At 60.0% G+C, this 20748-nt stretch carries 22 protein-coding genes; 18 read left to right on the forward strand and 4 right to left on the reverse strand.

The window, feature by feature from the left end; translation table 11 throughout:
- Window position 1 precedes the first annotated feature (1 nt).
- The gene (locus tag VOY09_RS13725; RefSeq protein WP_322894467.1) at window positions 2-1120 is read left to right on the forward strand and encodes a Gfo/Idh/MocA family oxidoreductase; all 1119 of its coding nucleotides are present in this window, start codon (window positions 2-4) and stop codon (window positions 1118-1120) included.
- Between the two features lie 34 nt (window positions 1121-1154).
- On the opposite strand, the gene rlmN is transcribed toward VOY09_RS13725, so the two are convergent.
- Both rlmN and VOY09_RS13735 read right to left on the reverse strand, forming a co-directional pair.
- Window positions 1155-2330: a 23S rRNA (adenine(2503)-C(2))-methyltransferase RlmN gene (gene rlmN / locus VOY09_RS13730; RefSeq protein WP_322894466.1), complete on the reverse strand. Its 1176-nt coding sequence runs from the start codon at window positions 2328-2330 to the stop codon at window positions 1155-1157.
- Between the two features lie 128 nt (window positions 2331-2458).
- Complete coding sequence (locus VOY09_RS13735) at window positions 2459-2989, reverse strand: invasion associated locus B family protein (RefSeq protein WP_322894465.1); 531 nt, start codon at window positions 2987-2989, stop codon at window positions 2459-2461.
- A gap of 195 nt (window positions 2990-3184) precedes the next feature.
- Here VOY09_RS13735 and VOY09_RS13740 point away from each other — a divergent pair, with 195 nt between their 5' ends.
- From VOY09_RS13740 to VOY09_RS13780, 9 genes are all read left to right on the forward strand, one after another.
- On the forward strand, window positions 3185-4174 hold the full coding sequence (locus VOY09_RS13740) for an asparaginase (RefSeq protein WP_322894464.1): 990 nt from the start codon (window positions 3185-3187) through the stop codon (window positions 4172-4174).
- A 21-nt stretch (window positions 4175-4195) separates the two neighbouring features.
- Window positions 4196-4984, forward strand: coding sequence for an exodeoxyribonuclease III (locus VOY09_RS13745; RefSeq protein ID WP_322894463.1), 789 nt, complete (start codon window positions 4196-4198; stop codon window positions 4982-4984).
- Window positions 4981-6006 (forward strand): zinc-binding dehydrogenase, encoded by a 1026-nt coding sequence (locus VOY09_RS13750; RefSeq protein ID WP_322894462.1) that lies wholly within the window; start codon window positions 4981-4983, stop codon window positions 6004-6006. The genes VOY09_RS13745 and VOY09_RS13750 overlap by 4 nt, the downstream gene beginning before the upstream one ends.
- Window positions 6007-6095: 89 nt before the next feature.
- Window positions 6096-6554 carry a ribosome silencing factor gene (gene rsfS / locus VOY09_RS13755; RefSeq protein ID WP_322894590.1) on the forward strand — a complete coding sequence of 153 codons (459 nt, stop codon included), beginning with the start codon at window positions 6096-6098 and terminating at the stop codon, window positions 6552-6554.
- Complete coding sequence (gene rlmH, locus VOY09_RS13760) at window positions 6554-7024, forward strand: 23S rRNA (pseudouridine(1915)-N(3))-methyltransferase RlmH (protein WP_322894461.1); 471 nt, start codon at window positions 6554-6556, stop codon at window positions 7022-7024. The genes rsfS and rlmH overlap by 1 nt, the downstream gene beginning before the upstream one ends.
- Before the next feature lie 100 nt (window positions 7025-7124).
- On the forward strand, window positions 7125-8639 hold the full coding sequence (gene gpmI, locus VOY09_RS13765) for a 2,3-bisphosphoglycerate-independent phosphoglycerate mutase (protein WP_322894460.1): 1515 nt from the start codon (window positions 7125-7127) through the stop codon (window positions 8637-8639).
- On the forward strand, window positions 8636-9703 hold the full coding sequence (locus VOY09_RS13770; protein ID WP_322894459.1) for a hypothetical protein: 1068 nt from the start codon (window positions 8636-8638) through the stop codon (window positions 9701-9703). The genes gpmI and VOY09_RS13770 overlap by 4 nt, the downstream gene beginning before the upstream one ends.
- 13 nt (window positions 9704-9716) lie before the next feature.
- Window positions 9717-11060, forward strand: coding sequence for a S41 family peptidase (locus tag VOY09_RS13775; RefSeq protein ID WP_322894458.1), 1344 nt, complete (start codon window positions 9717-9719; stop codon window positions 11058-11060).
- Between the two features lie 76 nt (window positions 11061-11136).
- Complete coding sequence (locus VOY09_RS13780) at window positions 11137-12354, forward strand: PLP-dependent aminotransferase family protein (RefSeq protein ID WP_322894457.1); 1218 nt, start codon at window positions 11137-11139, stop codon at window positions 12352-12354.
- Here VOY09_RS13780 and VOY09_RS13785 read toward each other — a convergent pair.
- Window positions 12339-13985, reverse strand: coding sequence for an electron transfer flavoprotein-ubiquinone oxidoreductase (locus VOY09_RS13785; RefSeq protein ID WP_322894456.1), 1647 nt, complete (start codon window positions 13983-13985; stop codon window positions 12339-12341). The genes VOY09_RS13780 and VOY09_RS13785 overlap by 16 nt on opposite strands.
- Window positions 13986-14186: 201 nt before the next feature.
- Here VOY09_RS13785 and greA point away from each other — a divergent pair, with 201 nt between their 5' ends.
- Genes greA through zapE form a run of 8 tightly spaced genes read left to right on the forward strand, consistent with a single transcriptional unit; the run spans window position 14187 to window position 20392 of the window.
- Complete coding sequence (gene greA, locus VOY09_RS13790) at window positions 14187-14657, forward strand: transcription elongation factor GreA (RefSeq protein WP_322894455.1); 471 nt, start codon at window positions 14187-14189, stop codon at window positions 14655-14657.
- A 14-nt stretch (window positions 14658-14671) separates the two neighbouring features.
- Window positions 14672-15571, forward strand: a complete 900-nt coding sequence (locus tag VOY09_RS13795; RefSeq protein ID WP_322894454.1) for a hypothetical protein — start codon at window positions 14672-14674, stop codon at window positions 15569-15571.
- A gap of 4 nt (window positions 15572-15575) precedes the next feature.
- Window positions 15576-16511: an AEC family transporter gene (locus tag VOY09_RS13800; RefSeq protein ID WP_322894453.1), complete on the forward strand. Its 936-nt coding sequence runs from the start codon at window positions 15576-15578 to the stop codon at window positions 16509-16511.
- Window positions 16512-16516: 5 nt separating this feature from the next.
- Window positions 16517-17347, forward strand: coding sequence for an S-formylglutathione hydrolase (gene fghA, locus VOY09_RS13805; protein ID WP_322894452.1), 831 nt, complete (start codon window positions 16517-16519; stop codon window positions 17345-17347).
- Window positions 17344-17790 (forward strand): YaiI/YqxD family protein, encoded by a 447-nt coding sequence (locus VOY09_RS13810; protein WP_322894451.1) that lies wholly within the window; start codon window positions 17344-17346, stop codon window positions 17788-17790. The genes fghA and VOY09_RS13810 overlap by 4 nt, the downstream gene beginning before the upstream one ends.
- 12 nt (window positions 17791-17802) lie before the next feature.
- Window positions 17803-18426, forward strand: coding sequence for an HAD family phosphatase (locus VOY09_RS13815; protein ID WP_322894450.1), 624 nt, complete (start codon window positions 17803-17805; stop codon window positions 18424-18426).
- The gene (locus VOY09_RS13820; protein WP_322894449.1) at window positions 18423-19334 is read left to right on the forward strand and encodes an ornithine cyclodeaminase; all 912 of its coding nucleotides are present in this window, start codon (window positions 18423-18425) and stop codon (window positions 19332-19334) included. Before VOY09_RS13815 ends, VOY09_RS13820 begins: the two co-directional genes overlap by 4 nt.
- Complete coding sequence (gene zapE / locus VOY09_RS13825; protein ID WP_322894448.1) at window positions 19331-20392, forward strand: cell division protein ZapE; 1062 nt, start codon at window positions 19331-19333, stop codon at window positions 20390-20392. The genes VOY09_RS13820 and zapE overlap by 4 nt, the downstream gene beginning before the upstream one ends.
- A 46-nt stretch (window positions 20393-20438) precedes the next feature.
- On the opposite strand, the gene VOY09_RS13830 is transcribed toward zapE, so the two are convergent.
- Window positions 20439-20747: a P-II family nitrogen regulator gene (locus VOY09_RS13830; RefSeq protein WP_322894447.1), complete on the reverse strand. Its 309-nt coding sequence runs from the start codon at window positions 20745-20747 to the stop codon at window positions 20439-20441.
- Window position 20748: the final 1 nt, after the last annotated feature.

Raw genomic sequence — 20748 nt, forward strand, 5'->3', positions numbered from 1 at the left:
TATGACACAACTTGGCGTCGGCATCATCGGATGCGGCAATATTTCTACGGCCTATCTCAAGCTTGCCCCATTGTTCAAAGCTTTGCGGCTGGTGGCGGTGGCGGATATCAATATGGACGCAGCGCGCGGGCGGGCGGCGGAATTCAATGTCCGCGCTGATAGTGTGGCGGATCTGCTGAAAGCGCCGGATATCGATGTGGTGGTTAACCTGACCATCCCGGCGGTGCATTTCGCGGTGACCAAGCAGATTTTGGAGGCGGGCAAACATGCCTATTCCGAGAAACCCTTGGTCCTGACGCTGGCCGAAGGGGAAGAATTGCGCAATCTGGCCGCAGCGAAGAACCTGCGGATCGGATCTGCGCCCGATACGTTCCTTGGTGGCGCGCATCAACAGGCACGCGCGGCGATTGACGCGGGCGATGTGGGGCGGATCATTGGCGGGACCTGCCATGTGATGAGCCACGGGATGGAAGCCTGGCACCCCAACCCCGATTTCTTTTTCCAACCCGGCGCTGGCCCGGTGCTGGATATCGGCCCCTATTATATCACCAACCTGATCCAGTTGATCGGGCCGGTGAAATCCGTCGCCGCGCTGGCCACGGCGACCTTTGCGGATCGGACCATCGGCAACGGCGCGCGTCTGGGGGAAAAGGTGCCTGTGGACACGCCAACCAATATCCACGCTTTGCTGGAATTCGCGAATGGGGCGACTGTGACCTTGGGCGCAAGTTGGGATGTCTGGACGCATCGCCATGCGAACATGGAACTTTACGGCGAAACAGGGTCTTTGTTTATCCCCGACCCGAATTTCTTTGGCGGTACGGTCGAGATTGGCGGGCAGGATAAGGAAATCACCGCCCTGCCGGAATGGGATCACCCGTTCGGGATCGCCAATCAGGACGCACAGGCCAATTACCGCTGCGCCGGTCTGGCCGATATGGCCGCAGCAATTGCCGAAGGGCGGGAGCACCGCTGCAACATCGACCTTGCCGTCCATGCCGTCGATGTGATGACCGCGATCCTGCGCGCGGGTGCGGAGCGGCGGTTCATTGATCTGACCACGACCTGCGAGCGTCCGGCATCGCTGTCACCGGATCAGGCGCGCGCGCTGTTGGTCTAAGCCGCTTTGCTGCCGCCGGGCTTCGGCGGCAGCGTCACAGGCCGGCGTCCTGCGCGATCTGGGCCTTGGATTTGCGGGCGCGTTCGGTCGCGGATTTCAGCTGACCACAGGCGGCCATGATATCCTCACCCCGCGGCGTGCGGATGGGCGAGGCATAGCCCGCCTTGTAGATGATATCGGCAAAGGCGCGGATACGGTTGTTCGATGACCGCTTGTAAGGCGCGCCGGGCCATTCGTTGAACGGGATCAGGTTGATCTTGGCAGGGATGCCGTCGATCAGTTTGATCAAGCGGCGCGCATCGGCATCGCTGTCATTCACGCCGTCCAGCATGACATATTCAAAGGTGATCCGTTCGGAATTGCTGACTTTGGGGTAGCTGCGCAAAGCATCCAGCAGATCGGCCAGAGGCCAGCGTTTGTTGATCGGGACCAGTTTATCGCGCACCTCATCCGTGGTCGCATGGAAGGAGATGGCCAATTGGCAACCGATTTCCTGCGCGGTGCGGGCGATCTCGGGCACCACGCCAGAGGTCGACAAGGTGATCCGGCGGCGTGACAATTGAATGCCGTCAGGGTCCATCGCGATTTTCATCGCATCACGGACGTTTTCGAAATTATAGAGCGGCTCGCCCATGCCCATCAGCACGATATTGGACAAAAGCCGGGTTTCATCCTTGGGGGCGCCCTGAATGGGCCATTCGCCCAGATCATCGCGGGCGACCATGACCTGGCCGACGATTTCAGCGGCGGTCAGGTTGCGCACCAGTTTCTGGGTGCCGGTATGGCAGAACGAACAGGTCAGCGTGCAACCGACCTGAGATGAGATGCAAAGCGTGCCACGGTCGGTTTCGGGGATATAGACCACCTCGACCTCATGCCCGCCTGCGATGCGCACCAGATATTTGCGGGTGCCGTCGCCGCTGACCTGCCGGGTGACCACCTCTGGCACGGCCACCACAAAATTCTCGGCCAGCATGGCACGGTAATCTTTCGCCAGATTGGTCATCAAGGCGAAATCACGGATGCCCCAGTGATAGATCCATTGCCAGATCTGGCCGACCCGCATTTTCGCCTGTTTTTCGGGCGTGCCTGCGGCGATCAGCGCGTCGCGCATCTGATCGCGGGTCATGCCGACAAGGTTTGGCAAACCGTCCGGCACCTTGCGCGGGATGGTCAGCACGTCTTGCGTGATCGGGGCTTGCACGTCCATGGGGCGGTCTTTCTGGTCAGGGTATTCTTGCCATATAGGCAAAGAGGCCGGTTTCCACAAGAAAACCAGCCTTATCTTCAGAGTATAAATATTCCCGCCGGAGGCTTAAGAGTATTTTAACAGACCCATCACCCCGTGCAGCGGCTCGCAGCCTCGTCCACGGCGGCGGTAAAGCCGATCAGGCTGAACCGGTCGCTGGTCTGGGTTCCGCGCGCGGATCGGCCAACGGCAGTGGCATCCGCGCCACGTTTCATCGCGGCGATGATGCTGGCATCATCTTCCGCCGATGCGGGCCAGGCGAAATCGCCTTCGGTGAACAATTCGTAATTTGTTCCGCCGATTGTCAGCGCCACGGTTGATCCGGGCGCGAAGGGATAACCGCCCGCAAACATCACCTGCCCGGCGATATTATCGGCGGGGCGATAAAAGATCAGCATCTGGATATCACCGCGGCTTACCTCAACGGGGGAACCGTCACGGGTGTTGCGGGTTTCGACCGGGGCAGAGACGGCCCAGCATTCGCGCGGATCAGCCTCGACATAGACGGCCCAGTCGGATTCCGCGGCCACACGGTTTTCGCTTTGGCTCTGTGCCGATGCGGTTCCGGCGAGCATCACTGCGGATAGAAATCCACAGGTCTTCATCAGTTTTACGATCATCTTACAGCCTCCAAGCTGTCCTTGCCTCTGGACGTTCTTGCCCGTCTGGGCGCATCTTCTGGCACCCTTTGCACTGGCAAGACCGGTTTCTACACGATAGACAAACGGTATCAAAAAAATGCAGCTGGGGGAAACCCCCCAATCCGCCAATCGGCAAGGTATTGCGGCCATACGGCGCATCAGAAAGGCAAATTCATGACACATCCCGTTGATCTGGTCGAAGTCTGGCGTGGCGAGATGATCGAAAGCCTGCATCAGGGCCATGCGGTGGTCTGCGATCACAATGGCGCGATTGTGCAGGCCTGGGGCGATCCGGCGGCGGTGATCTATCCCCGGTCTTCTTGCAAGATGCTGCAAGCCTTGCCTTTGGTCGAAAGCGGGGCGGCGGCTGGCCTGCGGCCAGAGCAGCTGGCATTGGCCTGCGCCTCGCATGAAGGTGCGCCGTTGCATGTGTCGATGGTCGGTGACTGGCTGGCGGATCTGGGGCTGGGTGATGATGATTTCCGCTGCGGACCGCAGGCGTCGCGCGACAAGGATCTCTATCTGTCGATGATCCGCGCGCATCAGGAGCCTTGCCGTATCCATAACAATTGTTCGGGCAAACATGCAGGGTTTCTGACGCTGACCAAATATCTGCAGGCCGGGCCGGATTATACCGAGATTGACCATCCGGTGCAGATCGCCTGCAAGGAAGCGTTCGAGGATGTCACGCAGGAAACCAGCCCCGGGTTCGGGATCGACGGTTGCACTGCGCCAAACCATGCCTGCACGGTGCATGGGTTGGCGCGCGCGATGGCGTTTTTCGCCTCGGCGCAGGATCGGTCCGATATCCGCAGCACGGCGGCACAAAAGCTGACCGATGCGATGATGGCCTTTCCCGAACTGGTCGCAGGCAAAGGCCGCGCCTGCACCGATCTGATGCGCGCGATGGATGGCAAGGTTGCGGTGAAAACCGGGGCCGAAGGCGTGTTCATCGCGATCATCCCGGAAAAACGCCTTGGCGTGGCGCTGAAGATCACTGATGGCGCGACCCGCGCGAGTGAGGCGGCGATTACCGCGATTTTGGTGAAACTGGGTGTGCTGCATGCGGATCATCCTGCGGCGAAGGCCCGGATGATACCGCCGGTGCTGAACTGGGATGGCCGCGTGACGGGGCGTATCGCGCCCACTGCTGCCCTTCTGTGAAATTTGAAAAGAAAGCCTGATATGTCCTTTACCCTTGCCACCTGGAACATCAATTCTGTCCGCCTGCGTGAAGAGCTGGTGCTGCAAATGCTGCGCGAAGAGCAGCCCGATATCCTGTGCCTGCAGGAATGCAAAAGCCCGGTCGATCTGATCCCCGTCGCGCAGTTTCAGGCGATGGGGTACACCCACATGGTTGCGCGCGGGCAAAAGGGCTATAATGGCGTCGCGATCATCTCAAAACTTCCGCTGACCGAGGCCGGGGCCGAGGATTACGCAGGTCTTGGCCATGCCCGCCATGTCGCGGCGACACTGGAAAATGGCGTGACGATCCATAACCATTATGTGCCAGCGGGCGGCGATATCGCGGATCGTGAGATCAACGCGAAATTCGGCAATAAGCTCGATTATCTGACCGATATGCGCGATGCCTATCACGCGATGCGGCCCGAACGGTCGATCCTGGTCGGCGATCTGAATATCGCGCCGCGTGAAGATGATGTGTGGAACCACAAGGCGCTGCTGAAAGTCGTCAGCCATACGCCGATCGAGGTTGATCATTTCGGGCAGGTGATGGATGCGGGGGCTTGGGTGGATGTGACCCGGCAGGACATTCCCGAAGGCAATCTGTATAGCTGGTGGTCCTACCGATCACCAGATTGGGATGCGGCGGATAAGGGCCGCAGGCTTGATCATATCTGGGCGACACCCGACATAAGCAGTGCAGCGCACGGGTCGCGTGTGTTGCGTCATGTGCGTGGCTGGGACAAACCCAGCGACCACGCCCCTGTATTTGCGAGCTTTGATCTATGACTTTACCGACCCACATGCGTGCTCTTGTCCAATTGCACGACGGCTATGCCGGCACCCAGACCGGACCCAATATCGATGATCTGACACCCTTTGTCGCCTTGCGCGATATTCCTGTGCCCACCCCCGGCAAAGGGCAGGCGGTGATCAAGGTGCAATTGGCCGCCGTGAACCCGTCTGACATTCATTTCATCAAGGGTGAATATGGCCAGCCGCGTGTGAACGGCACCCCAGCGGGTTTCGAGGCTGTGGGCGAGGTTGTCGCCGGTGATACACCGCTGCTGGGCCAGCGCGTCAGTTTCTTTGCCAGCGCATCCGGCACATGGGCCGAATATGCGATGACCGATATCAGCGGGCTGGTTCCCTGCCGTGAGGAATTGTCGCCGGTCGATGCGGCGGGCCAGTTGGTCAACCCGCTGACCGCGATTGCGATGTTCGATATCGTCCAGCAAAGCGGGGCGGATAGTTTCGTGCTGAACGCCGCCGGGTCGCAATTGGGCAAGCTGCTGATCGCGATGGGCCGCGATCACAAGATCGCGCCGATTGCTGTGGTGCGCCGTGCCGAACAGGCCGAGGCGCTGCGCGAACTGGGTGCGGCAGAGGTGATTGTGACGGGTGAAGCCGATCCGCTGGAGCAGGCCCGCGCTGCGTTCAAAAATCACACGCCGCGTATTCTGCTGGATGCTGTGGCGGATCAGTTCACCGCTGATCTGTTCTTTGCGATGCCGAATGGCGCGCGTTGGATCAATTACGGCAAGCTGTCCACCGAGGCGCCGAAACTGGCGCAGATGGGGCAGTTGATCTTTCAGGGCAAACAGATTGAAGGCTTCTGGTTGACCCGCTGGATGAAAGACGCCGATCCTGCACGTATTCCGCAGGCTTTTGCGACGATTCAGGAACGGTTTGTCACGGGGGACTGGATCACCGATGTGGCGGGGATCGTGCCTTTGTCCGACGTCATGACCAAGCTGCCAGAGGTTCTGGCACAGCCGGACGGCAAGGCCTTTATCGATCCGACCGCATAATTACCATTGCAATCCGCGCGTCTATCCGCCACTGGAGCGCTTTCGCGCGTCATTTTGTTGAAAAATGACCGCGCGGTTGCTATTTTAGCATTACGCCCCGCACCGAGGCTTTGTCGGTGCCCTTTCAGGAGGACAATGCACTGTCTCTTTCCATATCGGCTGCAACCCCAGCCAACACCGGAGCCCATGCCATGCAGGCTCTGAAAATCGCCAATAGCGAATCCATTCTGGCGTCCGTTCTGCAATCCCTTGATGATGACAAAGGCGAAGACATCGTGCAGATCAATCTGCGCGGTAAGTCCGAGATGGGCGATTACATGGTCATCGTCTCTGGCCGGTCGACCCGTCAGGTCTCTGCCATGGCGGAAAAGCTGCAGGATCGCCTGAAACAGGAATTCGGCCTGATCTCCAAGACCGAAGGTAAGGAAACCGGCGATTGGGTTCTTGTCGATACCGGCGATGTCATCGTCCATATCTTCCGCCCCGAAGTGCGCGAATTCTATCAGCTTGAAAAAATGTGGCAGCCCGGAAAAGTCTCTGCCGGCTGATGCGTGTCCAGATCTGCGCTGTGGGCCGGCTCAGGCAGGGGCCAGAGCGTGACTTATACGATGATTATCTGACCCGGTTTGACCGCACGGGCCGGGCGCTGGCCCTTGGTCCCGCGCAGATGATCGAGGTTGAGGATAAAAAGGGCGGCGGTATGGCGTCGGAAGCTGCTTTGCTGCGCCGCGCGGTGCCGGATGGTGCATTGATCTGCACTTTGGATGAACGCGGGCGGGTGATGTCGTCGCCGCAATTCGCTGAATTGATCGGCGGATGGCGCGATCAGGGGCGGCAGGATGTTGCTTTCGTGATCGGCGGCGCGGATGGGATTGACCCTGATCTGCGCAAAGATGCCGATGCCAGCTTGAGTTTCGGGGCGATGGTCTGGCCGCATATGTTGGTGCGGGTGATGCTGGCGGAGCAGCTTTATCGTGCAGCGTCGATCCTCGCCGGTGGGCCGTATCACAGACTGTGATGCGCTGCGCGCGCGAGTATTTTTGGAAATAAGAAGCTGGGGGTTGCTTGGCCTTGGCCCGGTTTCCCGTTAGAAAGCGGCCAGAGCCACAGGAGGTCCCATGTCCGCACCCAAGCCCGTTGTTTTATGTATTCTTGATGGCTGGGGTCTGCGCGATGATCCGGCGGGTAATGCGCCGCTGCTGGCCGCGACGCCGCATTTTGACGCGATCATGCAGGGGCCGCATGCCAAGCTGTTGACGCATGGCAATGATGCCGGTCTGCCAACAGGCCAGATGGGCAATTCCGAGGTCGGCCATACCAATATCGGCGCAGGCCGGGTGGTGGCGATGGATCTGGGGCAGATCGATCTGGCGATTGAGGATGGATCGTTTTTCGCGAACCCCGCCTTGACTGGCTTTATCGAGACGTTGCGCGCCTCTTGCGGCACGGCCCATCTGATGGGTGTTGTGTCCGATGGTGGGGTGCATGGGCATCTGGCGCATATTGTTGCGGCGGCGCGTGCGATCACGGATGCGAATGTGCCGGTGGTGGTCCATGCGATCACCGATGGGCGCGATGTGGCACCATCCTCTGCCGCGCATTTCATGGCGGATTTGCTGGACAAGCTTCCCGCACAGGCGAAGGTTGTGACTGTGACCGGGCGCTATTACGCGATGGATCGCGACAATCGCTGGGACCGGGTCGAAACCGCCTATCGCGCGATGGCGCTGGGGCAGGGGGTGGCGGCGGCTGATCCTTTAGCGGCCGTGGCAGCGGCGCAGGCCTTGGGCCAGACCGATGAATTCATTCCCGCCCATGTGATCGGCGATTATGCCGGGTTCGCGGCGGGGGATGGGTTGTTCTGTCTGAACTTCCGGTCTGACCGGGCGCGCGAGATTTTGGCGGCAATGGCTGACCCTGATTTTGATGGCTTTGCGCGTGACAAGCCTGATCTGGCGGCCTTGCTGGGCATGGTGTCCTATTCGGATCGCCATGATTCATGGTTCGAGATTGTTTTTCCCAAGCGCGATATCCAGAATACCTTGGGGGCTTGGGTCGCGAGACATGGTTTGCGCCAGTTTCGGCTGGCCGAGACCGAGAAATATCCGCATGTGACTTTCTTTCTGAATGGCGGCATCGAGGTCGCCTATCCGGGCGAGGACCGCTTTATGCCGCAATCGCCGAAAGTGGCGACCTATGATCTGCAACCGGAAATGTCGGCGGCAGAGGTGACCGAGGCTTTTGTGAAGGCGATTGGCGCAGGCTACGATCTGATCGTCACCAATTACGCCAATCCTGATATGGTCGGGCATACAGGTGACATCGCTGCGGGCATCAAGGCCTGCGAGGCCGTCGATCAGGGGCTGGGCGCTGTGCTGACGGCCCTGAACGCAGCTGGCGGCGTGATGATCGTCACGGCGGATCACGGCAATTGCGAGATGATGATCGACCCTGTCACCGGTGGCCCGCATACGGCCCATACGCTGAACCCGGTGCCTGTCGCGCTGGTCGGTGGACCGGACGGTGTCAGCCTGCGCGACGGGCGGCTGGCGGATCTGGCACCGACGGTGCTGGATCTGATGGGCCTCGATCTGCCGCCCGAAATGACAGGCCGCACGTTGATTATACGATGAGGCTGTTTTTCGTCCTGCTTTTCCTCGCCCTGCCGGCCAGCGCCCAGCAAGGCCCGGACGAAGCGGCAGCCCAGATTCTGGCTGCCAATGCGCAGCTGGCCGCGGCGGAGGGTGCCGCGGATCAGGTCAGCGCCTTGACCGAGACGGTGAAAGCCTATGAGACCGGGCTGGTCGCGATGCGGCAAAGCCTGCGCGAGATTACTGCGCGCGAGGCGGAACTGACCGCAGCCTTGTCCGAACGTCAGGCCGAGATTGCCGATCTGCTGATGGTCTTGTCCAGCATCGGGCATAGCCCGCAGCCTGTGTTGCTTGCCAATCCCGAAGGGCCGGTGGGGGCCTTGCGTGCGGGTATGATGATTGCCGATCTGACGCCCGCTTTGACGCAGGAGGCGACAGCGTTGCAGGGCGAGTTGGCGGCGGTCCGCACCAGCCGCGACCAGCGGATTGCGGCCACGGATCTGTTGCGCGATGGTCTGGATTTTGCTCAGACTGCGCGCGCCGCCTTGGGCCGGGCGATTTCGGAACGGCAGGATGTGCCGCGCCGCTTTGCCGAAGACCCCGCGCAGACGGCGGCGCGTGTGGCTGCCGCCGAAACCTTGGCCGCCCTTGCCAATGAGCTTGCCGGGACCGGCGCGCCAGAGGATACAACGCTGGAAGCGGCGGCAAACCTGCCTTTGCCGGTCGCGGGATTTATTTCGACCGGCACCTCGGACCGGCCCGGCATCACGATTGCCGCAGCGCCCCGTGCGCTGGTGACTTCGCCGGTGCGGGCGACGATCCTGTATGAGGGGCCGCTATTGGATTACGGCAATGTCGTCATTCTGGAACCCGCCGAAGAGGTGTTGTTTGTCATCGCCGGGATGGCCGAAACCTTTGGCACCGTGGGCGAGATCATCGCGGTGGGTGCGCCACTTGGTCTCATGGGGGGCGAAGTCGGGATGGATGACGCTAATTTGATTGCCAATACCGGGATTGGCGCGGGTCAAGACGCGCAACCCCTTTATCTTGAAGTCAGAGGCGGGCAAGGTCCGATCAACCCGGACGCATGGTTCGCGCTGGAATAGAATGGGAAAAGCGATGAAAAAGCTGATGATGGCCGTGACAGGCGGTGCTGTGCTGGGTTTGATGGTGACGAGCCAGGTGGCGGGTCCTCTTCTGGCGCAGGATCAGGCGCCTGACAGCAGCGTCTATGAACAGCTTGACCTGTTTGGCGATATCTTTGAACGCATCCGCGCGGGCTATGTGGAAGAGGTCGATGATCGCGAATTGATCGAGGCAGCGATCAACGGCATGCTCACCTCGCTTGATCCGCATTCCAGCTATCTGTCGGCCGAGGATGCTGCCGCGATGCGGGTGCAGACCTCGGGTGAATTTGGTGGGCTGGGGATTGAGGTCACGCAGGAAGAAGGCTGGGTCAAGGTCGTCTCGCCGATGGATGGCACGCCCGCTGATGCGGCGGGGATCATGTCGGGTGATTATATCACCGCTGTTGATGGCGAAAGCGTCATGGGTCTGACGCTGGACGATGCGGTCAACCTGATGCGCGGCCCGGTCGGATCGGAAATCATGATCACCGTGGTCCGAGAGGGTGAAGTGGAACCTTTCGACGTTTCGATCATCCGTGACACGATCCGCCTGACCGCCGTGCGCACCCGGACCGAGGGTGATGCCGTGGTGCTGCGGGTGTCGACCTTCAACGAACAGACCTTCCCCAATCTGCGCGACGGCATGGCGGAACAGATCGAAGCGGCGGGCGGGATCGACAATATCGACGGGATCGTGCTGGATATGCGCAACAACCCCGGTGGTCTGCTCAATCAGGCGATCATGGTCTCTGACGCCTTTCTGGATGCAGGCGAGATTACATCGACCCGTGGCCGTGACCCGGCCGATGGCGAAAGATTCAATGCGACACCCGGTGATCTGGCCGAAGGCAAGCCGATTGTCGTGCTGATCAATGGCGGTTCTGCCTCTGCATCCGAGATTGTCGCAGGCGCTTTGCAGGATCACCGCCGGGCGATTGTGATCGGCACGAATTCCTTTGGCAAAGGCTCGGTCCAGACCGTTGTGCCGTTGCGTGGCGATGGGGCGATGCGCCTGACCACATCACGCTATTACACGCCATCGGGGCGGTCGATTCAGGCCTTGGGCATTTCGCCTGATATCATTGTCGAACAGCCGCGGCCCGCAGAGGTGACGGAGGAAGAGGATGAAACCTCGCCTCTGATGCGGTCAGAGGCTGATCTGCGCGGCGCGCTGAACAGCGGGTTGTCCGACGACGAAACCCGTCAGATCGAAGAAGAACGCGCCCGTGCCGAAGCAGCCGCGCAATTGCGCGAGGATGATTATCAACTGGCCTATGCGATCGATATCCTCAAAGGTCTGAACGCCTTGGGGCCGACACGGATGAGCGGCAATTGATTTATGTCAGCATTGTTGACTTAGGCTGAAATCCCCGCAATCTTCCCCCTCAGACCAGATGGGGGAGGATTGCAGCATGCAATGGGACCAAGTGTTCGCGACGCGGATCGCGCGGATGAAAGCATCCGAAATCCGCGAATTGCTGAAATTGCTGGATCAGCCGGATATCATTTCCTTTGCGGGCGGTATCCCCGACCCCAAACTGTTCCCGACCGCTGCTTTTCAGCGGGCTTATGCGGATATCTTTGCATCGGACGATCACAAGGATGCGCTGCAATATTCGGTCAGCGAAGGTTACGCGCCGCTGCGCCGCTGGTTGGCGGATCATATGACGGGCTTGGGCGTGCCTTGTGGGATCGACAATATCCTGATCACCTCCGGGTCTCAGCAAGGCCTTGATTATCTGGGGAAATTGTTCCTGTCGCCGGATGATACAGCCCTTGTCGGCTGGCCCACTTATCTGGGGGCTTTGGGCGCATTCAACGCCTATGAACCGAATTATGATCGCCTGCAGACCCATGGCAATCGCGCGCCCGCTGATTATGCTGACACTGCGGCGGCCAAAGGCGGGGCGGTGAAATTCGCCTATATGTCGGTCGATTTCGCCAATCCGACCGGCGAAACCATTGACCGCGCGGGCCGTGACAATGTGCTGGCTCTGGCCGAGGCGCTGGATATCGCGGTGATCGAAGATGCTGCCTATCAGGCTTTGCGCTATGACGGCGACGCGATCCCGCCGATCCTGGCGCTGGAAATTGCGGCCAAGGGCGATATTGATGCCTGTCGGACGATCTATTGCGGTAGTTTTTCCAAGACGCTGGCACCGGGTCTGCGGGTGGGCTGGGTCGTGGCGGCGAAACCTGTGATCAGCCAATTGGTGTTGATGAAACAGGCGGCGGATCTGCATTCCTCAACGATCAACCAGATGGCTATCGCGCGGGTGGCGGAGACGGTGTTTGACAGCCATGTGGCGAACCTGCGCCAGACCTACCGCGCGCGGCGCGATCATATGCTGGCGCGGCTGGCGGAGCATATGCCGGAAGGCGTGACATGGACAAAACCCGAAGGCGGCATGTTCGTCTGGATCACCCTGCCTGCCCATATCGACGGCGCGGAACTGTTGGCGAAATCGCTGCAAAGCGCGCGCGTCGCCTTTGTGCCGGGCCGCGCGTTTCATGCGGACGGATCGGGCGGCAACACGATCCGTTTGAGTTTTTCACTGGCGGATGAAGCGACGATTGACGCGGGCGTCAGCCGGTTGGGCGCATTGTTGCGCCCTTACATATTGGGGTAATTTGGCCCGTCGCCGCCCTGCGGGACGGTCCAGACGATGTTCTGGCTGGGGTCCTTGATATCGCAGGTCTTGCAATGCACGCAGTTCTGGAAATTGATCTGGAACTTCGTGTCATCGCCGGTGCCGACGAATTCATAGACAGCCGCCGGGCAATAGCGCGCCGACGGCCCCGCATATGTCGGCAGGTTGACCTGCACCGGGATATCGGGGTCAATCAGGCGCAGATGCGAGGGCTGGCTTTCTTCGTGATTGGTAAAGCTGAAGGCGACATTGGTCAGCCGTTCGAAGGATAGCTTGCCATCCGGTTTGGGATAGGTGATCGGCTTGTGCTTATCCGCCGGTTCGGTCGCCAAAGCATCGGATTTGCCATGTTTGAGAGTCCCGAGAATCCCGATCCCCAGCGTGTTCATCCACATATCCGCGCCGCCGATCCCGAGCGAGGCAAGCAAACCGTATTTCGACCACAAAGGTTTGACATTGCGGACCTTTTTCAGATCGCGGCCAATCTCGCCCTTGCGGACCTCGGCGTTGTAATCGGCCAGTTCATCGCCGCTGCGACCGGCTTTGATCGCCTCTGCCGCAGCCTCTGCTGCCGCGATGCCCGACAGCATGGCGTTATGGTTGCCCTTGATGCGCGGCACGTTGACCATGCCAGCCGCACAGCCCAGCAACGCGCCGCCGGGAAAGGCGAGTTGCGGCATTGACTGGAAGCCACCTTCGCTGATCGCGCGCGCGCCGTAAGCGACGCGTTTGCCGCCTTTCAGCAGTTCGGCCACCATCGGGTGATGCTTGAATCGCTGGAATTCCATGTAAGGAAAGACATGCGGATTCTTGTAGTTCAGGTGGACGACAAAGCCGACATAGACCTGATTGTTATCAAGGTGATAGATGAAGGACCCGCCACCTGCATTGCTGTCCAGCGGCCAGCCCATGGTATGGGTGACGGTGCCTTCCTTGTGCTTTTCTGGATCAATCTCCCAGATTTCCTTCATGCCGAGGCCGTATTTCTGCACGTCGGATTTCGCGTCCAGCGCATATTTCGCGATCACCTGTTTGGACAGCGACCCGCGCACACCTTCGCCCAGAAACACATATTTGCCGTGCAATTCCATACCGGGTTCATAGCTGGGGCCTTGGGTGCCATCGGGATTCTTGCCGAATTCACCGGCGACGACGCCTTTGACCTCGCCACCCGCGCCATAGACGATTTCGGAACAGGACATGCCGGGGAAAATCTCGACCCCCAGTTCCTCAGCCTGTTCGGCCATCCAGCGGCAGAGATTGCCCATCGAGACGATGTAATTGCCGTGGTTGTTCATCAGCGGCGGCATGGCGAAATTCGGGATGCGGATTTTGCCCGCTTCACCCAGCATGTAGAAATGATCCTGCGTGACCGGCACATTCACCGGCGCGCCTTTGTCTTTCCAATCGGGGATCAGCTTGTTCAGGCCGACAGGGTCCAGCACAGCACCCGACAGGATATGCGCGCCGACCTCTGATCCTTTTTCCAGGACAACAACGCTCAGATCCGCATCAAGCTGTTTCAGTCGGATCGCAGCGGACAGACCGGCAGGGCCAGCCCCCACGATCACCACATCATATTCCATCGCTTCGCGTTCGATCTGGGCCATATCACATCCTTTGTTCATCGGGGGCAGGGTCCCCCTTTTATTCTGTTCCTTCAAGAGTTACTTGATAGCAGGTTCAGCGGCAATCAAGACACGGCGTCAAATCGCGGGCCGCGACATGGGATCGCGGCAGGTCTTGACTTTGCCTTGCCCAGATAGGCTATGAACGTCCGACTGATAATTTTGGCCCGGAGGGCTTGCGACATGGAAAAGATCCCCCTGACCCGTGCGGGTTTCGACAAACTGGATGCAGAGCTCAAGCATCTCAAAAGCGTGGAACGCCCGGCTATCATCCGCGCGATTTCCGAGGCTCGCGAGCATGGCGATCTGTCCGAGAATGCGGAATATCATTCCGCCAAGGAAAAGCAGTCCTTTATCGAGGGCCGCGTGAAGGAATTGGAAGGCGTGATTTCGCTGGCCGAAGTGATCGATCCGTCGAAATTGTCCGGTTCGGTGAAATTCGGCGCAACGGTCGTGCTGGTCGATGAAGATACGGACGAGGAAAAGACCTATCAGATCGTCGGCGAATACGAGGCCGACATCGAAAAGGGCAAACTGAACATGAAATCGCCGCTGTCGCGCGCCTTGATCGGCAAGGATGAAGGCGACAGTATCGAGGTGACGACACCGGGCGGTGCGCGCAGCTATGAGATTTTGAAGATCACCTATAAATAGAAAGCGCTGAACGCATGGCGCAAAGGCCGATCATCGACCAACCGCAAGGGCCGACACAGACTGAAACCGTAGCGATCGTGCTGTCGGTCCTGTGGGTGATCGCCGTGGCGCTGTTTTTCTGGCTGCGGTCTGCGGATGAAATTGTGGGCGGTCTGCGCCATATCGTGATGCTGTTGGTGATGTTCGTGCCCGTCGGCATGGCCGGGATCGTGCTGGCCACTGCACGCGCCATGCGGGCGATGGAGGCAGAGATGTCCCGCCTGCAACGGTCGCTTGATGCTTTGCGCCAGCCCAGTGTCGCGCCGCAGAGCCAACCAGCACAACGTCAGATGACAGCGCCCGCTGCCGCTGCCGTGCGCCCGGCCGCCAAACCCACCGCGCGCAGCTTGCCCGTCGAACAACCCGCGCTGGCGTTGGGGTCTTTGCCCGAGGATGACAGCCCGCCGATTGCGCGCCCTGATCTGATCCGTGCGTTGAACTTCCCTGACAGCGAAGACGATGCCGCAGGTTTTTCCGCCCTGCGCCTTGCCCTGCGTGACCGCACTGCGCGGCATCTGGTGCAGGCGAGCCAGGATGTGCTGACGCTGTTGTCGCAGGACGGCATCTATATGGACGATCTGCGCCCCGATACGCCCGATGCCGATCTGTGGCGTCGCTTTGCCAAAGGGGAGCGTGGGCATGGGATGCAGGCCGTCGGTGCCGTGCGTGAAGAGGCGGCTTTGGCCATCGCGACGGCAAGGATGCGTGAAGACACCGTGTTCCGTGATGCAGTGCATCATTTCCTGCGCCGTTTCGATCTGATCCTTGCGGGGTTCGAGGAACAAGCGAAAGATGCGGACTTGATGGCGCTGGCGGAAACCCGCACCGCGCGCGCCTTTATGCTGCTGGGCCGGGCCAGCCGGATCTTCGACTAGCGGCATGTGGGATATCTTTCTCAAGACCCTGCCGTTTTTCATGCTGATCGCGCTGGGCTATGGGTCTGGCCGGACAAAGTTCTTTTCGGCAGAGGCAACCGCCTATCTGACCAAATTCGTCTTCTACTTTGCCCTGTCGGCGATGCTGTTCCGGTTTTCGGCCAATCTGTCGCTTGACGCGATATTGGACTGGCAATTTGTCTTTGCCTATCTGGCCGGGACGGCTGTGATCTACATCCTCGCCACGCTTGTTGCCCTGCGCCGCAACCGCCCGATGACCGAAGCCGCAGTCGAGGCGCAATGCGCGGTGATCGGCAATGTCGGTTTTCTGGGTATCCCGATGCTGGTGCTGTTGCTGGGTGAACCTGCGATTGGCCCGATCATGCTGGTGCTGGCGGTCGATCTGATCGTTTTCGGCAGTTTGATCGTGATCCTGATCACCGGGTCGCGCGATGGACGGATGTCGCCCCTGATCCTGCTGACGGTGCTGAAAGGCTTGATCAAGAACCCGATGATCGTGTCGATCACTTTGGGGCTGCTGGTCTCGGGTTTTGGTCTCACGGTGCCAGTGCCGATCAATGATTTCATGGTCTTGCTGGGGGCTGCGGCGACACCCGGCGCGCTGTTTGCCATTGGCGCATCGCTCGCGAATAAATCCGCCGAACGCATTGCGGTCGCAGGCTGGCTGACATTCTGCAAGCTGATCCTGCATCCGGCGGCGGTGGCCATCGCGGCACTTATGGTGTTTACAGTCGATCCTTATGCTGCCGGTGTGATGATCGCTGCTGCGGCGCTGCCGGTGGCGGGGAATGTGTTCATTCTGGCGCAGCATTACGGGGTCGCACCGGCGCGCGTCTCTGCCTCGATCCTGCTGTCGACGGCGGGCAGCGTGGTGACATTATCATTGGTCATCGGCTGGGTGACCGGGTTTATGGGATAGAAAAGATGAAAACACTTTCGGAAAACCGCTGCTTTGGTGGCACACAGGGCGTCTATAGCCACGCGTCAGAGGCTTGCGGGGTCGAGATGACCTTTGGCCTGTTCCTGCCGGAGGAAGCCATTGATGGCCCGGTGCCGGTCCTGTGGTTCCTGTCGGGCCTGACCTGCACCCATGAAAACGCGATGATCAAGGCGGGCCTGCAAGGCTGGGCCGCGGAACAAGGCATCGCGGTCGTGTTCCCCGACACATCGCCCCGCGGGGAAGGTGTGGCCGATGACGACGCCTTTGATCTGGGGCAGGGTGCTGGTTTCTATGTCAATGCGACGCAAGACCCCTGGGCCAAGCATTTCCAGATGTGGGATTATGTCAGCCGCGAATTGCCCGATCTTCTGGCGGCAAATTTCGCGCTGGACATGGACCGGCAAGCGATCACCGGCCATTCGATGGGCGGGCATGGTGCGCTGACCCTCGCGATGGGCTTGCCGGGACGGTTCCGGTCCGTGTCGGCCTTTGCCCCGATCTGCCATCCGACGCAGAGCGATTGGGGACGCAAGCAATTCACTGCCTATCTGGGCGCGGATGAGGCGACATGGGCCGCCCATGACGCGACATTGTTGATGAAGGACAAGGGTTTCGACGGCCCGGTCCTGATCGACACCGGCACGGCGGATCAGTTTAGCGATCTCTTGGGCACCGAACATCTGGCCGCTGCGATGGCCGCGCGCCGGCAGGACGGGGTGTTGCGCCTGCAAAAGGGCTATGACCATTCCTATTTCTTCATCGCGACCTTCATGGAAGATCATGTCGATTTCCATGCGCAGGCGCTTTACAGATGATATACGTCGATGCCGACGCCTGTCCGGTCAAGGCAGAGGTGGAACGTGTCGGCACCCGGCATGGGCTGAAAATGTTTGTGGTCTCGAACGGCGGTATCCGGCCTTCGCCCAATCCTTTGGTCGAAACTGTGGTTGTGCCGGATGGCCCCGATATCGCCGATATCTGGATCGCGGATCGCGCGACCAAGGGTGATGTGGTGATTACCGGCGATATCCCTTTGGCCGCGCGTTGCATTGAAAACGGCGCTTTGGTGCTGAAACATAATGGCGAGGCGCTGACGCAGGCCAATATCGGCAATGTGCTGGCGACCCGCGATCTGATGGCCGATATGCGCGCTGCTGATCCGTTCCGGCAAGGTGGCGGCAAACCGTTCAGCAAGGCGGACCGCGCGCGGTTTCTGGATGCTTTGGAACGTATGGTGCGCGCGGCGGCGCGGGTTTAGAAAGGAAAGATCATGTCAGAGGTCAAAGCGGTGGTGTTCGATATCGGCAATGTGCTGATCGAATGGCAACCGGAACGGTTTTTCGACAGCGTGATCGGGCCGGAACGGCGGACCGCGATGTTTGCCGCAATCGACCTGCATGGGATCAATGACGCGGTGGATCGTGGAGCCAATTTCCGCGACACGATCTATGCTGCCGCTGACGCCAACCCCGATTGGCGGGGTGAGGTCCAGATGTGGCACGACCGCTGGATCGACATGGCGGCCCCCGCTATCGACCATTCCGTGCGGCTGCTGCGCGCCTTGCGCGCCAAAGGCGTGCCGGTCTTCGCGCTGACCAATTTCGGCATTCAGACCTTTGAGATTGCGGAACCAGTCTATCCGTTTCTGGGGGAATTTGATCGGCGCTATATCTCTGGCCATATGGGTGTGATCAAACCGGATGCGCAGATTTATCAGATGGTGGAGGAGGATTGCGGGGTGGAGCCTTCTGCCCTGTTGTTCACGGATGACCGGATCGACAATATCAATCAGGCCGCATCACGTGGCTGGCAGACCCATTTGTTCGAAGGACCGCAGGGTTGGGCCGACAGGCTGGTCGCCGCAGGTCTGCTGACCGGGGTTGAGGCGCAATGACGCAAGTCATCCCCTTTGATCAGGCCGATGCCATGCTGGACTGGTTGGCACTGAGTGATGCTTTGGCCGCCGGGCATGCCGGGCCAAAGGCAGAGGTGGCGGATGTGTTTCTGTATCAGGGCGACAATACGTTGCTGAACCGCTCCGCATGGATCGCGGGGCTGGGGTTGGCGGTGAAATGTGCCACCATCTTTCCGGGGAACAAGGCGAGCGGTAAGCCTGCCGTGAATGGCGCGGTCAATCTGTTTTCGCCGCTTGACGGGATGTTGGAGGCGATCGTCGATTTTCATCTGGTCACGAAATGGAAAACCGCTGGCGACAGCCTGCTTGCCGCGCGCCGTCTGGCGCGGCCTGACAGCCGCAATATCTTGATCGTGGGTGCAGGCATTGTGGGTCAATCTTTGCGGGAAGCCTATGCGTCTGCTTTCCCGGATGCGCGGTTCACGGTGTGGAACCGCTCGGCTGCCGGGGCAGAACAGTTCAAGGTGGCTTTCCCCGATGTGACCATCGCTGCTGATCTGGAACAGGCGGTGCGGAAGGCGGATATCGTGACCTCTGCCACAATGTCCACGGAGCCGCTGATCAAGGGCGATTGGCTGCGCCCCGGCACCCATGTTGACTTGATCGGTGCCTATCGCCCGGATATGCGCGAGGTCGATGATGTTGCCTTGCAGAAGGCGCGCATTTTCGTGGATAGCCGCGAGACGGTGACGCATCATATCGGCGAGCTGAAAATCCCGATCAGCACCGGCGCGATCAGCGCGGATAATGTGATCGCGGATTATTACGCGCTGGATGATTTCAAACGCCGTGATGCCGATGAAATCACATTATTCAAGAACGGCGGCGGCGCGCATCTGGATCTGATGACCTGCCGCTATATTCTGGATGTCTGGCAAGGCAAATGACATTACAAGACGATTACGCCGCCGCCGTCGCGGCGGGCAGACTGACCGCCGATCCGGTGCAGCAAGCCGCCTTGCCGGAACTGGAACGGATCAGGGCGGCGCTGGCCGTGCCGGTCAAGACCGGGTTTTTCCGCAAGGCGCCGCCGCCGATCATGGGCCTCTATCTGTGGGGCGGGGTCGGGCGTGGCAAATCCATGTTGATGGATATGCTTTATGCGGCGGTCGATGCGCCCAAGGAACGCTGGCATTTCCATGCTTTCATGCAATGGGTTCATGCTGAAATCGCGCTCGCGCGCAAGGATGGTGTCGATGATGCTATCGCCCCGGTGGCAGCGAAACTGGCAGGCCGCGTGCGGTTTTTGGCTTTTGATGAAATGCAGATCAGCGACATCACCGATGCGATGATCGTGGGGCGCTTGTTCACGGCCCTGATCGCCGCCGGTGTTGTTGTGGTGACGACATCAAACCGGCCGCCGGATGACCTGTATCTCAACGGCCTAAATCGGCAGCATTTTCTGCCGTTTATCGCGTTGGTGAAAGACCGCATGGTCGTGCATGAACTGGCGAGTGCGGTGGATTACCGGCAAGACCGGCTGTCCGGCAGCCCCAGCTATTTCACGCCGATCAATGCAGATTCGCGTGCGGCGATCACGGCGATATGGGACAGCTTCAGTCAGGGTCAGTCCGAAGCCTTGGTGCTGCATGTCAAAGGGCGCGAGGTCGTGCTGCCGCATTTTCACAACGGCGTGGCGCGGGCGCGGTTCTATGACCTTTGCGGCAGGCCGCTGGGGGCTGCGGATTATCTCGCATTGGCCGATGCCGTCCGTGTGCTGATCCTAGAGGATATCCCCGCCCTGTCGCGCAGCAATTTCAACGAGGCGAAACGCTTTGTCACGCTGATTGATTCGCTTTACGAGGCGAAGGTGCGGCTGATCTGCTCTGCCGCCGCCAGCCCGGAAATGTTGTATCTGGAAGGCGAAGGCACGTTTGAATTTGAACGCACGGCCAGCCGCTTGCGCGAAATGCAATCGGATGGGTGGGGGCGAGGTCGAGCCTAAAAACTTTTAGGCCTCCGGCGGGGATATTTATACTCGGACGATGGGGTCAGAAGCGTTCCGCCCGCAGCACCTGCGCATCGGTCACGCTGACCACGCCGATATGTTTTTGTACCACTGCAAAGATGCTGTCGAGCAGAGCGTCCAGCCGTTCCGGTTTGATCAGGCAGACCACGCTGACCATGCCGGCACGACCGACCTGCCCGTCGCGCGACCAGGGGCCGGACCGGCCGGACCCGCCCAAGACCGGCAGCACGGTATAGCCGGTGACGCCCGCCGCGGTCAGCGCATCGGTCAGGCGGCGTTCCAAAGGGGCTTCGATCACGATTTCGACGCGTTTGGCGATATGGGTCTGCATT

It is taken from the genome of Yoonia sp. 67-2 (genome assembly GCF_035117555.1).
Taxonomy (GTDB): domain Bacteria; phylum Pseudomonadota; class Alphaproteobacteria; order Rhodobacterales; family Rhodobacteraceae; genus Yoonia.